Source organism: Pseudomonas sp. RIT-To-2, assembly GCF_029623465.1.
GTDB lineage: Bacteria > Pseudomonadota > Gammaproteobacteria > Pseudomonadales > Pseudomonadaceae > Aquipseudomonas > Aquipseudomonas silvicola.
The window spans coordinates 1-13,182 of sequence record NZ_JAPYKM010000067.1; the positions used below are offsets into that span (position 1 = coordinate 1).

The window sequence follows — 13,182 nt, forward strand, 5'->3', positions numbered from 1 at the left end:
CTCCCACCCCAAGGCCGACGCAGCCTGTGGGACCGGGCGAAGCTCGGGAAGGGGGCTGCGAGATCGACCGGGTTGTCTGCTTCCCGGGCTTGCGCCCGGTTCTACGACGGTACGCGTGGAAGGAGCGTTCAAGGCGTGGCGGCTGGCCAGCGGGTGTTTTTATAGGGGTTGCTGTCCGGTGTATTGGCCGGTGCAGCGGCCACCGGCGCGAGCGACAGGTTGCCGTGGTCACTGAAGCGCACCGTGCCGAACACGCCGTTGGCCAGCTTGCCGTGCAGTTCGTAGGGCAAGTTGTCCAGGGACTGGGTCTGGCTCAGGCCCAGGGTCTGGCGCAGTACGCTGAAGGCGGTGACGCTGACCGGTACGGTGACGATGGTTTCCGAGAAACGCGCCAGGGTACCGCTTTCGTTGCTCACCCCGGAGGCCAACGGCCGGCCGTTGACGTCCAGGCTCAGGGCCACGCCGTTGTAGCTGTAGCTGTCTTCATTGGGGTTCTGCAGCCGGATCTTCACGGCGAAACGTACTTCCAGGTCCTGCCCTTGCAAGGGTTCAATGCCCACCACGTTGATGTTGATCGGGTCGCGGGGTGGCAGCAGGGCGCATGCGCTCAGGCCTGCCAGCAGCATCAACAGCAGGTAGTGGCGCACAGCGGGCAGCAGGTAGCGGGGCATGAAGGCACTCTCGGGTCATGGACGGCACTGTTTCAGACCATGGCCAGGCCCCTGGGTTCGCGTGGGCGCAGGGCTATCGAGCCACAAAATGTTACGACTGTAACACCGGTTTGATCGAACGCTCATCCGGGTAGCGGTTCCAATGAACCTATAGTCAGCATTCCCCCAGGGAGACTGCACCATGAGCCGCTACCCGCTACTGCTCGCCTCACTGCTGCTGGCCGCCGCCACCAGCGCCGGGGCTGCCACCGACCCCGGCAACCCATACAACAGCGCCGTGCGCCGCGCCAACCCCAACAGCATGCAGGGCACGCGCCCCGTCACCCCCAGTTCGCCGAACCTGCAGCGCCAGGTCAACCCGCGTCCACCCACCTTGCAGAACGGCGGCATCGGCAATGGCAACAACCTGCGGCCGGTGCCGGCGCCGCCCACTACGCCCAGCCAGGCGGCGCCACGCCCTGCGGACAGCAACTGAAGCCCTACAGAAGGAATCGCCCATGTTTCGACCTACCCTTTTGGCCACCCTGTTGACCGTACCCCTGCTGACCCATGCTGCCACGCCTGCGAGCTACAAGAGCGAACTGGGGCCCTTGAGCGTCACCCCGGTGGTCGAAGGCCTGCACCACCCCTGGGCGCTGGCGTTTCTGCCCGACAGGAAAGGCTACCTGGTCACCGAGCGGCCGGGCACCTTGCGGGTAGTGAGCCCCGAGGGCAAGCTGTCGGCGCCTGTCAGCGGCGGCCCCACGGTATGGGCCCATGGCCAGGGCGGCCTGCTGGACGTGGCGCTGTCGCCGCAGTTCCGCGAAGACCGCCTGGTGTACCTGTCCTTCGCCGAAGCCGGCCCCGACGGCAAGGCGGGCACGGCAGTGGGGCGCGGGCGCCTGTCCGATGACCTGACGCACCTGGACAATTTCAGCGTGATCTTCCGCCAGCAACCCAAGCTGTCCACCGGCGAACACTTTGGTTCACGGCTGGTATTCGACCGTGACGGTTACCTGTTCATCGCTCTGGGCGAGAACAACCAGCGGCCCACAGCCCAGGACCTGGGCAAGTTGCAGGGCAAGGTGATACGCATTTTCCCCGACGGGCGCGTTCCCGATGACAACCCCTTCGTGGGGCAGAAGGGCGACCGGCCCGAGATCTGGTCCTATGGTCATCGCAACCAGCAAGGTGCGGCCCTGAACCCTTGGACCGGTACCCTGTGGACCCATGAGCATGGGCCACGGGGTGGCGACGAAATCAACGTCATCGAGCGCGGCCAGAACTACGGTTGGCCCCTGGCGACCCATGGCATCGACTACAGCGGGGCACCGATCTCCGAAGCCAAGGGCACGACCCTGCCAGGCGGCAAGGACCCGGTCTACTTCTGGCCAAAATCGCCGGCCATCAGCGGCATGGCCTTCTATGATGCCGACCGCTTCAAGGCCTGGCAGCATGACCTGTTCGTAGGCGCCCTGGGTGATCAGGAACTGATTCGCCTGACGTTCGAGGGTGACAAGGTCAAGCACGAGGAACGGCTGCTGGGCGAGCTGAAATCAAGAATACGCGATGTGCGCCAGGGCCCCGATGGCTACCTGTACGTGCTCACCGACGCCGATGATGGGCAATTGTTGCGGGTGGGCTTGCAGCAACCTTCGCGGTGACACGGCCCGCTGATGCTCCTCTATGGGACCGGGCGTGGGTGATGCCGTAGAATCGGTGCGTCAGAGCCCATTGCACAGGATGTCACATGCTATCCCCACGCTCGCCCCAGGCCGCTTACGAGCACGCCCTCGCTGATCGCGACTTCGCCGCCGACCCTGCCCAGCAGCGCGCCGTACAGGCCCTGCAAGCCTGCTTCGAAGCCCTGGAAGCCGGGCGGCCGTGCCAGGGGCTCTACTTGTGGGGCCCCGTGGGCCGGGGCAAGACCTGGCTCATGGATCTGTTTCACCAGTGCCTGACCGTGCCCGCGCGGCGTCAGCATTTCCACCATTTCATGGCCTGGGTGCACCAGCATCTGTTCCAGCTCAACGGCACCCGTGACCCGCTGCACGCGCTGGCCGGCCAACTGGCGGGGGAGATCCGGGTATTGTGCTTCGACGAATTCTTCGTCACCGACATTGCCGACGCCCTGATCCTCGGTGGCCTGATGTCAGCGCTGTTCGACGCGGGCGTGACAGTGGTCGCCACCTCCAACCAGCCACCGGCGCAGCTGTATGCCGATGGCTTCAACCGCGACCGCTTTCTGCCCGCCATCGCCGCCATCGAGGCGCACATGCAGGTGCTGGCGGTGGACGGCGAGCAGGACCACCGCCTGCACCCAGGCGCCACCCGGCAACGCTATTGGGTGAACGAGCCCGAGGCGCTGGCCGGGGTATTCACCGAGTTGAACGGCGAACAGCCCGCCAGCGACCACCCCATCGCCGTGGGCTACCGGCAGTTGCCTGTGGTGATGGCCAGCGAACACACCCTATGGTGCACGTACGGGCAACTCTGCGAGCAGCCCTGGGCCGCCATGGACTTCATGCAACTGTGCGACCGCTTCAGCGCCATTCTGCTGGGTGAGGTACCGGAACTGGGCGCCCGGCAACGGCCGGCGAAGATTGCCCGTGGCACCGAAGATGCCGCCGAACGGGTGGTGGCCGGGGACCGGGAACTGCCGCGATTGTCGGCCAACGACGACGGCGTGCGCCGCTTCATTGCCCTGGTGGACGAGTGCTACGACCGCCGGGTGCCGTTGTACATCGAAGCACGGGTGGTGCTGGAGGGGCTCTACACTCAAGGGTACCTGTCGTTCCCGTTCCGGCGTACCCTGAGCCGGCTGCGAGAGATGCAATTGCAACGTTTCAGCTGAGGACACCGTGATGGCCGACCTCCTGTCGCATCATCTGCTGACCATGGCCTACAACAATGGCTGGGCCAACCACCGCCTTTACAAGGCCTGCCTGCAACTGAGCCAGGACGAGTTCCTGGCGCCGCGCAGCAGTTTTTTTCCCTCGATCAAGGCCACGCTCAACCACACCCTCACGGTGGACTGGTTCTATCTGCAGGCGCTGGAGTGCGAACAGGTCGGCGAGCCGCCGGAGCTGGACAGCCAGCGCTTCTTCGACCCCGAAGAGCCGTTCCACACGTGCCTGGCGCTGCATCGCGAGCAGGCCCAGGCCGACCATCGCCTGATTGCCTGTTGCCGGTTGCTCAAGGACGACAGCCTGGGCCGCTACGTGACCATCCTGCGCCCCGATCGTACCCAGCGCGATACCCGCTTGCGCCTGCTCTCGCACCTGTTCGAACACCAGATCCACCACCGTGGCCAGGTACACGCCATGCTCGCGGAAACCGAAGTCAAACCGCCCCAGCTCGACGAATTCTTCTGCGAAGGCGAGGCGCATTTGCGCGCCCAGGACTTCGCCGAGCTGGGCTGGACCGAAACCCAGGTGTGGTCAGGCCAGTAGGCGAATGGGCTGGCCGTCATGCCAGGCCAGGATGTCTTCGATCATCTGGCCGTAGAACACGCGATAGTTGTTGGCGCTGACGTAGCCCACGTGGGGGGTGGCCAGAACGTTGGGCAGGGTACGGAACGGGTGGTTGGCCGGCAGGGGCTCGACGCTGAATACATCCAGCGCCGCACCGCCCAGGCGGTTGGCCTTGAGTGCCTCCACCAGCGCGTCTTCGTCGACAATCGGCCCGCGCGCGGTATTCACCAGCAAGGCACGGGGTTTCATCCAGCCCAGCGCTTCGCGGTCCACCAGCCCGCGGGTGCGCTCGCTCAGCACCAGGTGCACGCTGAGCACGTCGGCCTGGGCAAACAGCTCCTGTTTGCTGACCCAGGTCACGCCGATGCTGCTGGCGCGCTCGGCCGTCAGGTTTTCGCTCCAGGCGATGACCTTCATGCCGAACGCCTGGCCGAATTTCGCCACTTTTTCACCGATGCTGCCCAGGCCGAGAATGCCCAGGGTCTTGCCGTGCAGATCGCCCCCCAGGCCGATCTGCCAGCCACCCGATTGCAGCGATGCGGCTTCCGCCAGCAGGTTGCGCGTGGAGGCCATGATCAGCGCCCAGGTCAGTTCCGGCGCGGCGTGCTTGTAGCTGTCGGTACCCACCACCTGCACGCCCAGGGCGTTGGCCGCGGCCAGGTCGATGGCGGCATTGCGCATGCCACCGGTAGCCAGCAGCTTGAGGTTGGGCAGGCTGCGGATCAGCGCCGCATCGAAGCGGGTGCGCTCGCGCATCACGCAGATCACGTCATACGGCAGCAGGCGGGCCACCAGGGTTTCGGTGTCGGCAGGGTAGTCCGGCACAAAGTCCACCTGGCCCAATGCGTGCAGTGGGGCCCAGTCCACCACGTCGCTGGCCACGTCCTGCCAGTCATCGATCACGGCTATGCGCATACCTTTGCTCCTTGAGTTCAGTTTTTCGATAACCAGGCCAACAGGGCCTTGTGAAATTGCTCGGGTTGTTCCATTTGCGGGGCGTGGCCCAGGCCGGGGAATTCCACCAGGGTGGCGTGGGGTATGACCTGGCTGACCTGTTTGCCCAACACGTTGTAGTGGCCGATTTTCGCCTTGACCTCGGGGGGCGCGACGTCGCTGCCGATGGCAGTGGTGTCGGCGTCGCCGATCAGCAGCAGGGTCGGCATCTTCAGGTCCTTGAACTCATAGACCACCGGCTGGGTGAAGATCATGTCGTAGATCAGCGCCGAATTCCACGCCACCAGGTTGTGCCCAGGGCCCTGGTTGAGCCCGGCGAGCATGGTGACCCAGCGTTCGAACTCAGGTTTCCAGCGCCCGGCATAATAGGTGCTGCGTTCGTAGTTGCGGATGCCGTCGGCATTGAGCCTGGCCTCGCGTGCGAACCACTGGTCGACGGTACGGTAGGGCACGCCCAGGGCTTTCCAGTCTTCCAGGCCAATGGGGTTGACCATGGCCAGGCGCTGCACCTGCCCTGGGTACAGCAGGGCATAGCGGGTGGCGAGCATACCGCCGGTGGAGTGGCCGAGCACGGTGACCTTGTCGATGCCCAGGGACGCCAGCAGGGCGTGGGTGTTGGTCGCCAGCTGCTGGAAGCTGTACTGGTAGTAGTCAGGCTTGCTGGAGGTGCAGAAACCGATCTGGTCGGCAGCCACCACGCGGTAGCCGGCGTCGGTCAGGGCCTTGATGGACGTGTCCCAGGTGGCGGCGCAGAAGTTCTTGCCGTGCATCAGCAGCACGGTCTGGCCGTTGGCGTGGCCCGTGGCGGGCACGTCCATGTAGCCCATTTGCAGGGACTTGCCCTGGGACTCGAACTCGAAGTGCTTGAGCGGGTAGGGGTAGTCGAAGCCCTGCAGCTCCTGGCCATAGACCGGCGCCTGAGGCTCGGCGGCCTGGGCGCCGGCGGCCAGCAGGCAGGAAAGAATGAGTGTGGAAACACGAAGCATGGGGCGTCCTCGCCATGGAAAATATCAACCGACCGACTTTACCCTTTTCCTACCCCCTCTGGGACCGGGCGCGTTCATCACTTGCGGCACTATCGCTGCTAGGATGGACTGTCCACCCTGTCGAGCAGTTCCATGGCGCAAAAAGACACCATCTCGATGCAAATGGTCCGCGAAGCCTTGCAGCAGGCGGCGCTGGCGCCCGAGGCCGCGCTGGCCCTGGCGGGTATCGACCCGGCGCAGGCCCGCGTGCCGGTGCTGGCCTATTCGCGCCTGTGGCGACAGATAGCGCGCCATACCGACGACGAATTCTTCGGGATGGACCCGCGCGCCCTGCGCGCCGGCAGCCTGGCGTTCCTGTGCCGCTGCGCCATGGCTCAGCCAACCCTGGCAACCGCGCTGGAAGCCGCCCTGGGCTTTCTCTCGCTGATGCTCGAGGACCTGCCCGCCACCCTGCAACGCCAGCAAAGCCTGGCCGAGATCGTCATCGACGACAGCGCCTTGCCACCGCGCCGGGCCTTCACCTATTTCACTTACTGGATGATCGTCCACGGCGTGGCGTGCTGGCTGGCCGGGCGGCGCATCCCGATTCTGGCAGTGGAGCTGCGCGGGGAGGCGCCGGACTACTGCGACGACTACCGGGTGATGTTCTCCGATAACCTGCGCTTCGAGCGGCCGCGCACACGCATCATCTTCGCCGCCGATTGCCTGGACCTGCCGGTGCGCCGCACCCCCGCCGAGCTGCAACGCTTTCTCAACCGCGCCCCGGGCAACATCCTGGTCAAGTACCGCGACCCCGATAGTTTCGCCCGCCAGGTGCGCCAGTGGTTGCGCCAGCAGCCGCCCCACGGCTGGCCGGAAGCCGAGGCCGCTGCACGCCAGTGGCAACTGTCGGCGGCCACCTTGCGCCGGCGCCTGGCCGACGAAGGCCAGACCTGGCAACGCCTCAAGGACAGCGTGCGGCGCGAGCTGGCGGTGGCCTGGCTGGCCGAAGCGCACGTGCCGTTCGAGGCCATCGCCGAGCGCCTGGGCTTTGCCGATGCCAGTTCGTTCTACAAGGCCTTTCGCAAATGGACCGGCGCCAGCCCCGGGCACTATCGCAGCCTGATCCTGGGCGCCAGTGGCCAAACCGCTCACGCTCCCTGAGCGCTTTGACCATTGCCGCCGTGCCGGGCCGGGGCCATATTTCAGGGAGACGCTCACAACAATAAGGAAGCGCTCCATGCATATCGCACAACGGACTTTCATGGTCAGCGGCGCTGCCTCGGGCCTTGGCGCTGCCACGGCGCAGTTGCTGGCCGAGGCGGGCGCCAACGTGGTCCTGGTAGACCTCAATGCCGAGGCCGTCGCTGCCCAGGCGCAAAAGCTCGGCCCCACGGCTCGCCACGCCGTGGCTGACATCCGCCGCGAAGACCAGGCCCAGGCGGCCGTCGACCTGGCGGTCAGCACGTTCGGTGGCCTGCACGGCCTGGTCAACTGCGCCGGGGTGGTCGCTGGCGAGAAGATCCTCGGCAAGGAGGGCGCCCACGGCCTCGACAGTTTCCGCCGGGTGCTGGAGATCAACGTAGTGGGCAGCTTCAACCTGATGCGCCTGGCGGCCGCAGCCATGGCCGAAGGCGCGCCCGGCGAAGACGGCGAGCGCGGCATCATCATCAACACCGCCTCGGTGGCCGCCTACGACGGCCAGATCGGCCAGGCCGCCTACGCCGCTTCCAAGGGCGCCATTGTCAGCCTCACCCTGCCTGCCGCCCGCGAGTTGGCGCGGTTTGGTATCCGCGTGATGACCATCGCCCCTGGTGTGTTCGAGACGCCCATGATGGCCGGCATGACCGAGCCGGTGCGCGCGTCCCTGGCCGCTGGCGTGCCATTCCCGCAGCGGCTCGGCCACCCTGGCGAGTACGCCGCGCTGGTGCGGCAAATCATCGAAAACCGCCTGCTCAACGGCGAAGTCATTCGCCTGGACGGCGCCCTGCGCATGGCCGCCAGATAATTCCCGGAGAGCCCCATGAACACCGATCCCGTCGTCATCGTCAGCGCTGTACGCACGCCCATGGGCGGCCTGCAGGGCGACCTCAAAAGCCTCACCGCACCGCAGCTGGGTGCCGAAGCCATCCGCGCCGCCGTCAGCCGCGCCCAATTGGGCAGCGATGCGGTGGGCCAGGTGCTGATGGGCTGCGTGCTGCCCGCCGGCCTCGGCCAGGCCCCGGCGCGCCAGGCCGCCCTTGGCGCTGGCCTGGACAAGGGCACCCCGTGCACCACCCTGAACAAGATGTGCGGCTCGGGCATGCAAGCGGTCATCCTCGGCCATGACCAGTTGCTCGCCGGCAGCACCAGTGTGGTGGTGGCCGGTGGCATGGAGAGCATGTCCAACGCCCCCTACCTGCTGGACAAGGCCCGCGCCGGCTACCGGATGGGCCACGGCCGGGTGCTGGACCACCTGTTTCTCGATGGCCTGGAGGATGCCTACGAACCCGGTCGGCTGATGGGCACCTACGCTGAAGATTGCGCCCAGGCCCTGGGTTTCAGCCGCCAGCAGCAGGACGACTTCGCCGTTGCCTCCCTGACCCGTGCCCAGCAGGCCATCAGCGGCGGCCACTTCAAGGACGAGATCGTGCCCCTGGCCGTGCAGGCAGGCAAAGAGTCACGCCGGGTCAGTGACGATGAACAACCGCCCAAGGCGCGGCTGGACAAGATCCCTGGCCTCAAGCCGGCCTTTCGCGACGGCGGAACGGTGACGGCGGCCAATTCCAGCTCGATCTCCGACGGCGCCGCCGCGCTGGTGCTGATGCGCCGCAGCGAGGCCGAGCGTCGAGGCCTGGCACCGTTGGCGATCATCCACGGGCACGCTACTTTCGCCGATACCCCGGGGCTGTTCCCCACCGCGCCCATCGGCGCCATTCAGCGCCTGGTCAGCCACACCGGCTGGGACCTGGCCAACGTCGACCTGTTCGAGATCAACGAGGCCTTCGCGGTGGTCACCCTGGCCGCCATGCAGGCACTTGACCTGCCCCACGCCAAGGTCAATGTGCACGGCGGTGCCTGCGCCCTGGGCCACCCCATCGGCGCCTCGGGCGCACGCATCCTGGTGACCCTGATTCACGCCCTGCGCCAGCGCCAGTTGTCACGAGGCATCGCCGCCATCTGCATCGGCGGCGGTGAAGCCACCGCCGTGGCCGTCGAATGTGTGTATTGAGGAGTGTCCATGCTAGCCAATGAAGAGCAACGCCAGATCAGCGAAGCCGCCCGCCAGTTCGCCCAGGAACGCCTGAAGCCGTTTTCGGCCCAGTGGGACCGCGACCACACCTTCCCTCGCGAAGCCCTGGCGGAAATGGCCGAGCTGGGTTTCTTCGGCATGCTGGTGACGGAGGAGTGGGGCGGTTGCGATACCGGGTACCTGGCCTATGCCATGGCCCTGGAAGAAATCGCGGCCGGTGACGGTTCGTGCTCCACCATCATGAGCGTGCACAATTCGGTGGGCTGCGTGCCGATCCTCACCTTCGGCACCTACGCGCAGAAAGCCCAGTACCTGCAACCCCTGGCCAGCGGCGCCATGCTCGGTGCGTTTGCGTTGACCGAGGCCCAGGCCGGCTCCGACGCCAGCAACCTGCGCACCCGTGCTCGCCGCGACGGCGACCATTACGTGATCAACGGCAGCAAGCAGTTCATCACCTCCGGCAGTCACGCTGGCATGACCATCGTCTTCGCCGTCACTGACCCGCAGGCGGGCAAACGGGGCATCAGCGCTTTCATCGTGCCCACCGACACCCCCGGCTATCAGGTGGTGCGGGTCGAGGAAAAGCTCGGTCTGCATGCCAGCGACACCTGCCAACTGGTGTTCGACGACCTGCGCGTGCCCGCCGCCAACCTGCTGGGCAGCGAAGGGCAGGGCTACAAGATCGCCCTGGCCAACCTCGAAGGCGGGCGCATCGGCATCGCCGCCCAGGCCGTGGGCATGGCCCGTGCTGCCTTCGAGGCCGCCCGCGACTACGCCCGTGAACGCACCAGCTTCGGCCAGCCCTTGATCGAGCACCAGGCCGTGGCTTTTCGCCTGGCCGACATGCACACCCAGATCAGCGTCGCCCGGCAAATGGTCTACCACGCCGCGGCCCTGCGCGATGCCGGGCAACCGGCCCTGGTGGAGGCCTCGATCGCCAAGCTGTTCGCCTCGGAAATGGCTGAAAAGGCCTGTTCAGACGCGTTGCAGACCTTGGGTGGCTATGGTTACCTCAATGACTTCCCGCTGGAGCGCCTTTACCGCGACGTGCGTATCTGCCAGATCTATGAAGGCACCAGCGACATCCAGCGCATGGTCATTGCGCGCAACTTATAACAAGGAGACCGCTTCGATGGCGTACCAAACCCTGCTGCTGGAAACCCGTGACCGTGTTGCCCTGATCACCCTCAACCGGCCGGAGGCGCTCAACGCCCTCAACGCCCAGCTGATCAGCGAATTGAACCAGGCTCTGGACATCCTGGACGCCGACCGCGACATTGGCTGCATTGTCCTCACCGGCTCCGCCAAGGCGTTCGCGGCCGGTGCCGATATCAAGGAAATGGCCGAGCGCACCTACCCGCAGATCTACCTGGACGACCTGTTCAGCGAGACCGACCGCATCGCCAACCGCCGCACCCCGATGATCGCCGCCGTGGCCGGCTTCGCCCTGGGGGGTGGTTGCGAACTGGCGCTGATGTGCGACTTCATCCTGGCCGCCGACACGGCGAAGTTCGGCCAACCGGAAATCAAGCTGGGCGTACTGCCAGGCATGGGTGGCACCCAGCGCCTGACCCATGCCGTGGGCAAGGCCAAGGCCATGGAACTGTGCCTCACCGGCCGGCTGATGGATGCGGTGGAAGCCGAGCGTGCCGGTGTGGTGGCGCGCATCATCCCGGCGGACCAGTTGCTGGAAGAAGCGCTGGCGACGGCCGCGCAGATCGCCGCCAAGTCGTTGCCGGTGGCGATGATGGTCAAGGAAAGCGTCAACCGAGCCTTCGAAGTCAGCCTCAGCGAGGGTGTGCGGTTCGAGCGCCGGGTGTTCCATGCGGCGTTCGCGACGCAGGATCAAAAAGAAGGCATGGCCGCGTTCATCGCCAAGCGCGAAGCGCGTTTCAACGGGCGTTGATTCAGAACCTCGCCAAAGGCCTGCGGTAGCGGCCGCCCCGGCTTTTGCTATACCCCTTCGAAGAACTGCTGCACCTGCTTGCGGTCCAGCAGTTCCAGCGTCGGCGGCCGCCAGCGTGGCTGCTTGTCCTTGTCGATCAGCAGCGCCCGCACACCTTCCAGCAGGTCGCCATGGGCGAACCACTGGCGGTCCAGGTGCATTTCCATGGTGAAGCACTCTTCCAGGCTCATGTGCCGCCCGCGGCGCAGCATTTCCAGGGTGACGGACATGGCCAGCGGCGACCGCTGTTTCATCAGTTGCGCGGTGGCGTCGGCCCATTGGTGGCTGTCGGCGACGGTGACCTGGTGCAGTTGCTCGATCATGCTGGCGATGTCGGGCAGCGCGAAGAAGTGGTCGATGGCTGGGCGCAGGCGGTCCAGGGGGGCGTTGGGCAGGGCTTGCTGGCCCAGTTTCGCCAGGGCGCTCTGCAGGTCCTTCAGAGGGTTGCCCGTCCAGGCCAGGCGGTCGAGGCGTTCATCCAGGGTGGCCAGTTTGCCGCTGTCCAGGTACCAGTCGGCCAAGCCGCAGTACAGGGCATCGGCGGCCTGGACCTGGGCGCCGGTGACGCCCAGGTAGATGCCCAGTTCGCCCGGAATGCGTGGCAGGAAGTAGCTGCCGCCGACGTCGGGGAAGTAGCCGATGGCGACTTCCGGCATGCCGATGCGGCTGCGCTCGGTGACGATGCGCAAGTCGGCGCCCTGAGCCAGGCCCATGCCGCCGCCCAGGGTATAGCCATCCATCAGCGCCACCACCGGCTTGCGGTAATGGTGCAGGCACAAATCCAGGGCGTATTCCTCGGTGAAGAAGGTTTCGTGCTGCTGGGTGCCGTTTTGATACGTGTCGTACAGCCAGCGGATATCGCCGCCGGCGCACAGACCGCGGCCGTTGCCACGCAGCATCACCGCGTGAATGTGCGGGTCGGCGGCGAAAGCATCGAGGTAGCCGCGCAGGGTGCGCACCATGTCCAGGTTGAGTGCGTTGAGGTCGTCGGGGCGGTTGAGGGTGAGGTGGCCAATGTGGTTGCGCACTTCACCCATGACCTGATCGGTCAGGGTACCCAGGCTCAGATTGAGGGTGCCAAACGCCGCAGCGGTCATCGCGTACTCCCTGTTTTGTGTGGTATTCCAATAAGTTGCGGGCCTGTTGGCATGCATTGCCGGCGGCCCTCTGCAAGCATAGACGCTAAAGCGGCGGTTGCCTCAGGGATGTTGCGGGTCGTGTCCCAAGGCCTGGATAAACAAGGAAAAAAGCTCGGGCTGCGAGGCGATATCGAGTTTGGCGTACAGGTGGCGGCGGTGCACCTTGATGGTCTCCGGGGAGATGTGCAGCCGCTCCGCCATGGCCTTGGAGGAGAAGCCGCGCAAAATCAGGCGGGCGATTTCCACTTCCCGCTCCGACAGCACCCCGGCGCCGAACTGGCTCATGGCGTCGCGGATATGGTGGGACAGCTCCCGTGGCTCAGGGGCCACCGCGCGTGGGGCCTGGGCGTGCCAGTGCTGGCGCATCAGCGCCAGGACCCAGGGCGCCAGGGTGTGCAGGCGGCCTACCTGGGCCGTGCTGAACGGTTGGCGCATGCCCAACGACAGAGACAAAGTGCCTTCGGCGCCCAGTTGCACGATGAATTGCAGTTCGTCTTCCAGCACGTTGTCGTGGAAATAGTTGAGGTAGTACTCGCTCTGGCGGAAATGGTCGGGGGCCACTTCCTCCAGGCGATACAGGCCGCTGGCGATGCCCTCGCGGCAGGCCTGGAAAAATGGGTCCAGCAGGTACAGGCCGTCCAGGTAGATGAGCATGGCGGCCGGGCCGCTATGGGGCAGGGCGTCATATTCCTCCAGCGCGCGGGGGGCGGCGTCGCTGGGGTAGTGGATGGCCAGGGCGTTGTCAAAGGGCAGCCAGTGGTGCAACAGCAGGATCAATTGCTTGAAGAAGCGCGGGCTGCCCAGGTGCTCGATGGTACGGGCCA

14 protein-coding genes are annotated in these 13,182 nt (G+C 66.0%); 9 read left to right on the forward strand and 5 right to left on the reverse strand.

Annotation, left to right across the window (positions count from 1 at the left end; all coding sequences use genetic code 11):
• Positions 1 to 128: 128 nt before the first annotated feature.
• Positions 129 to 671, reverse strand: a complete 543-nt coding sequence (locus QBK88_RS29940; RefSeq protein WP_277964916.1) for an LEA type 2 family protein — start codon at positions 669 to 671, stop codon at positions 129 to 131.
• Positions 672 to 852: 181 nt separating this feature from the next.
• On the opposite strand from QBK88_RS29940, the gene QBK88_RS29945 reads away from it, so the two are divergent.
• From QBK88_RS29945 to QBK88_RS29960, 4 genes are all read left to right on the forward strand, one after another.
• On the forward strand, positions 853 to 1,146 hold the full coding sequence (locus QBK88_RS29945; RefSeq protein ID WP_277964917.1) for a hypothetical protein: 294 nt from the start codon (positions 853 to 855) through the stop codon (positions 1,144 to 1,146).
• Between the two features lie 22 nt (positions 1,147 to 1,168).
• Positions 1,169 to 2,314, forward strand: a complete 1,146-nt coding sequence (locus QBK88_RS29950) for a PQQ-dependent sugar dehydrogenase (RefSeq protein WP_277964918.1) — start codon at positions 1,169 to 1,171, stop codon at positions 2,312 to 2,314.
• A gap of 86 nt (positions 2,315 to 2,400) precedes the next feature.
• Complete coding sequence (zapE, locus tag QBK88_RS29955) at positions 2,401 to 3,504, forward strand: cell division protein ZapE (RefSeq protein WP_277964919.1); 1,104 nt, start codon at positions 2,401 to 2,403, stop codon at positions 3,502 to 3,504.
• Between the two features lie 10 nt (positions 3,505 to 3,514).
• Positions 3,515 to 4,102 (forward strand): DinB family protein, encoded by a 588-nt coding sequence (locus QBK88_RS29960; RefSeq protein ID WP_277964920.1) that lies wholly within the window; start codon positions 3,515 to 3,517, stop codon positions 4,100 to 4,102.
• Here QBK88_RS29960 and QBK88_RS29965 read toward each other — a convergent pair.
• A complete protein-coding gene (locus tag QBK88_RS29965) occupies positions 4,091 to 5,038 on the reverse strand; it encodes a D-2-hydroxyacid dehydrogenase family protein (protein ID WP_277964921.1) in 948 nt (315 codons plus the stop codon). The two genes, QBK88_RS29960 and QBK88_RS29965, sit on opposite strands and share 12 nt — an antisense overlap.
• 17 nt (positions 5,039 to 5,055) lie before the next feature.
• Positions 5,056 to 6,063: an alpha/beta fold hydrolase gene (locus tag QBK88_RS29970; protein WP_277964922.1), complete on the reverse strand. Its 1,008-nt coding sequence runs from the start codon at positions 6,061 to 6,063 to the stop codon at positions 5,056 to 5,058.
• Positions 6,064 to 6,195: 132 nt separating this feature from the next.
• On the opposite strand from QBK88_RS29970, the gene QBK88_RS29975 reads away from it, so the two are divergent.
• The 5 genes from QBK88_RS29975 to QBK88_RS29995 all read left to right on the forward strand — a co-directional run bounded on the left by QBK88_RS29975 (position 6,196) and on the right by QBK88_RS29995 (position 11,180).
• Entirely contained in the window at positions 6,196 to 7,206 is a 1,011-nt protein-coding gene (locus QBK88_RS29975; RefSeq protein ID WP_277964923.1) for an AraC family transcriptional regulator, read from the forward strand.
• Positions 7,207 to 7,282: 76 nt separating this feature from the next.
• Positions 7,283 to 8,050 (forward strand): SDR family NAD(P)-dependent oxidoreductase, encoded by a 768-nt coding sequence (locus QBK88_RS29980; protein WP_277964924.1) that lies wholly within the window; start codon positions 7,283 to 7,285, stop codon positions 8,048 to 8,050.
• 15 nt (positions 8,051 to 8,065) lie between these two features.
• Positions 8,066 to 9,253 (forward strand): acetyl-CoA C-acyltransferase, encoded by a 1,188-nt coding sequence (locus QBK88_RS29985; protein WP_277964925.1) that lies wholly within the window; start codon positions 8,066 to 8,068, stop codon positions 9,251 to 9,253.
• 9 nt (positions 9,254 to 9,262) lie between these two features.
• A complete protein-coding gene (locus QBK88_RS29990; protein WP_277964926.1) occupies positions 9,263 to 10,390 on the forward strand; it encodes an acyl-CoA dehydrogenase in 1,128 nt (375 codons plus the stop codon).
• A gap of 16 nt (positions 10,391 to 10,406) precedes the next feature.
• Positions 10,407 to 11,180: an enoyl-CoA hydratase gene (locus tag QBK88_RS29995; protein WP_277964927.1), complete on the forward strand. Its 774-nt coding sequence runs from the start codon at positions 10,407 to 10,409 to the stop codon at positions 11,178 to 11,180.
• Positions 11,181 to 11,227: 47 nt separating this feature from the next.
• Here QBK88_RS29995 and QBK88_RS30000 read toward each other — a convergent pair whose 3' ends face one another.
• Together QBK88_RS30000 and QBK88_RS30005 are read right to left on the reverse strand one after the other, a co-directional pair.
• On the reverse strand, positions 11,228 to 12,316 hold the full coding sequence (locus QBK88_RS30000; protein WP_277964928.1) for an enoyl-CoA hydratase/isomerase family protein: 1,089 nt from the start codon (positions 12,314 to 12,316) through the stop codon (positions 11,228 to 11,230).
• A 102-nt stretch (positions 12,317 to 12,418) separates the two neighbouring features.
• The coding region (locus QBK88_RS30005) for a helix-turn-helix domain-containing protein (protein ID WP_277964929.1) at positions 12,419 to 13,182 on the reverse strand (764 nt) is incomplete at its 5' end.

Excerpts from the sequence above, each read along its gene's own strand:
- QBK88_RS29940 (WP_277964916.1), bottom strand. The coding sequence starts at position 671 with ATGCCCCGCTACCTGCTGCCCGCTGTGCGCCACTACCTGCTGTTGATG.
- QBK88_RS29945 (WP_277964917.1), top strand. The coding sequence starts at position 853 with ATGAGCCGCTACCCGCTACTGCTCGCCTCACTGCTGCTGGCCGCCGCC.
- QBK88_RS29950 (WP_277964918.1), top strand. The coding sequence starts at position 1,169 with ATGTTTCGACCTACCCTTTTGGCCACCCTGTTGACCGTACCCCTGCTG.
- zapE (WP_277964919.1), top strand. The coding sequence starts at position 2,401 with ATGCTATCCCCACGCTCGCCCCAGGCCGCTTACGAGCACGCCCTCGCT.
- QBK88_RS29960 (WP_277964920.1), top strand. The coding sequence starts at position 3,515 with ATGGCCGACCTCCTGTCGCATCATCTGCTGACCATGGCCTACAACAAT.
- QBK88_RS29965 (WP_277964921.1), bottom strand. The coding sequence starts at position 5,038 with ATGCGCATAGCCGTGATCGATGACTGGCAGGACGTGGCCAGCGACGTG.
- QBK88_RS29970 (WP_277964922.1), bottom strand. The coding sequence starts at position 6,063 with ATGCTTCGTGTTTCCACACTCATTCTTTCCTGCCTGCTGGCCGCCGGC.
- QBK88_RS29975 (WP_277964923.1), top strand. The coding sequence starts at position 6,196 with ATGGCGCAAAAAGACACCATCTCGATGCAAATGGTCCGCGAAGCCTTG.
- QBK88_RS29980 (WP_277964924.1), top strand. The coding sequence starts at position 7,283 with ATGCATATCGCACAACGGACTTTCATGGTCAGCGGCGCTGCCTCGGGC.
- QBK88_RS29985 (WP_277964925.1), top strand. The coding sequence starts at position 8,066 with ATGAACACCGATCCCGTCGTCATCGTCAGCGCTGTACGCACGCCCATG.
- QBK88_RS29990 (WP_277964926.1), top strand. The coding sequence starts at position 9,263 with ATGCTAGCCAATGAAGAGCAACGCCAGATCAGCGAAGCCGCCCGCCAG.
- QBK88_RS29995 (WP_277964927.1), top strand. The coding sequence starts at position 10,407 with ATGGCGTACCAAACCCTGCTGCTGGAAACCCGTGACCGTGTTGCCCTG.
- QBK88_RS30000 (WP_277964928.1), bottom strand. The coding sequence starts at position 12,316 with ATGACCGCTGCGGCGTTTGGCACCCTCAATCTGAGCCTGGGTACCCTG.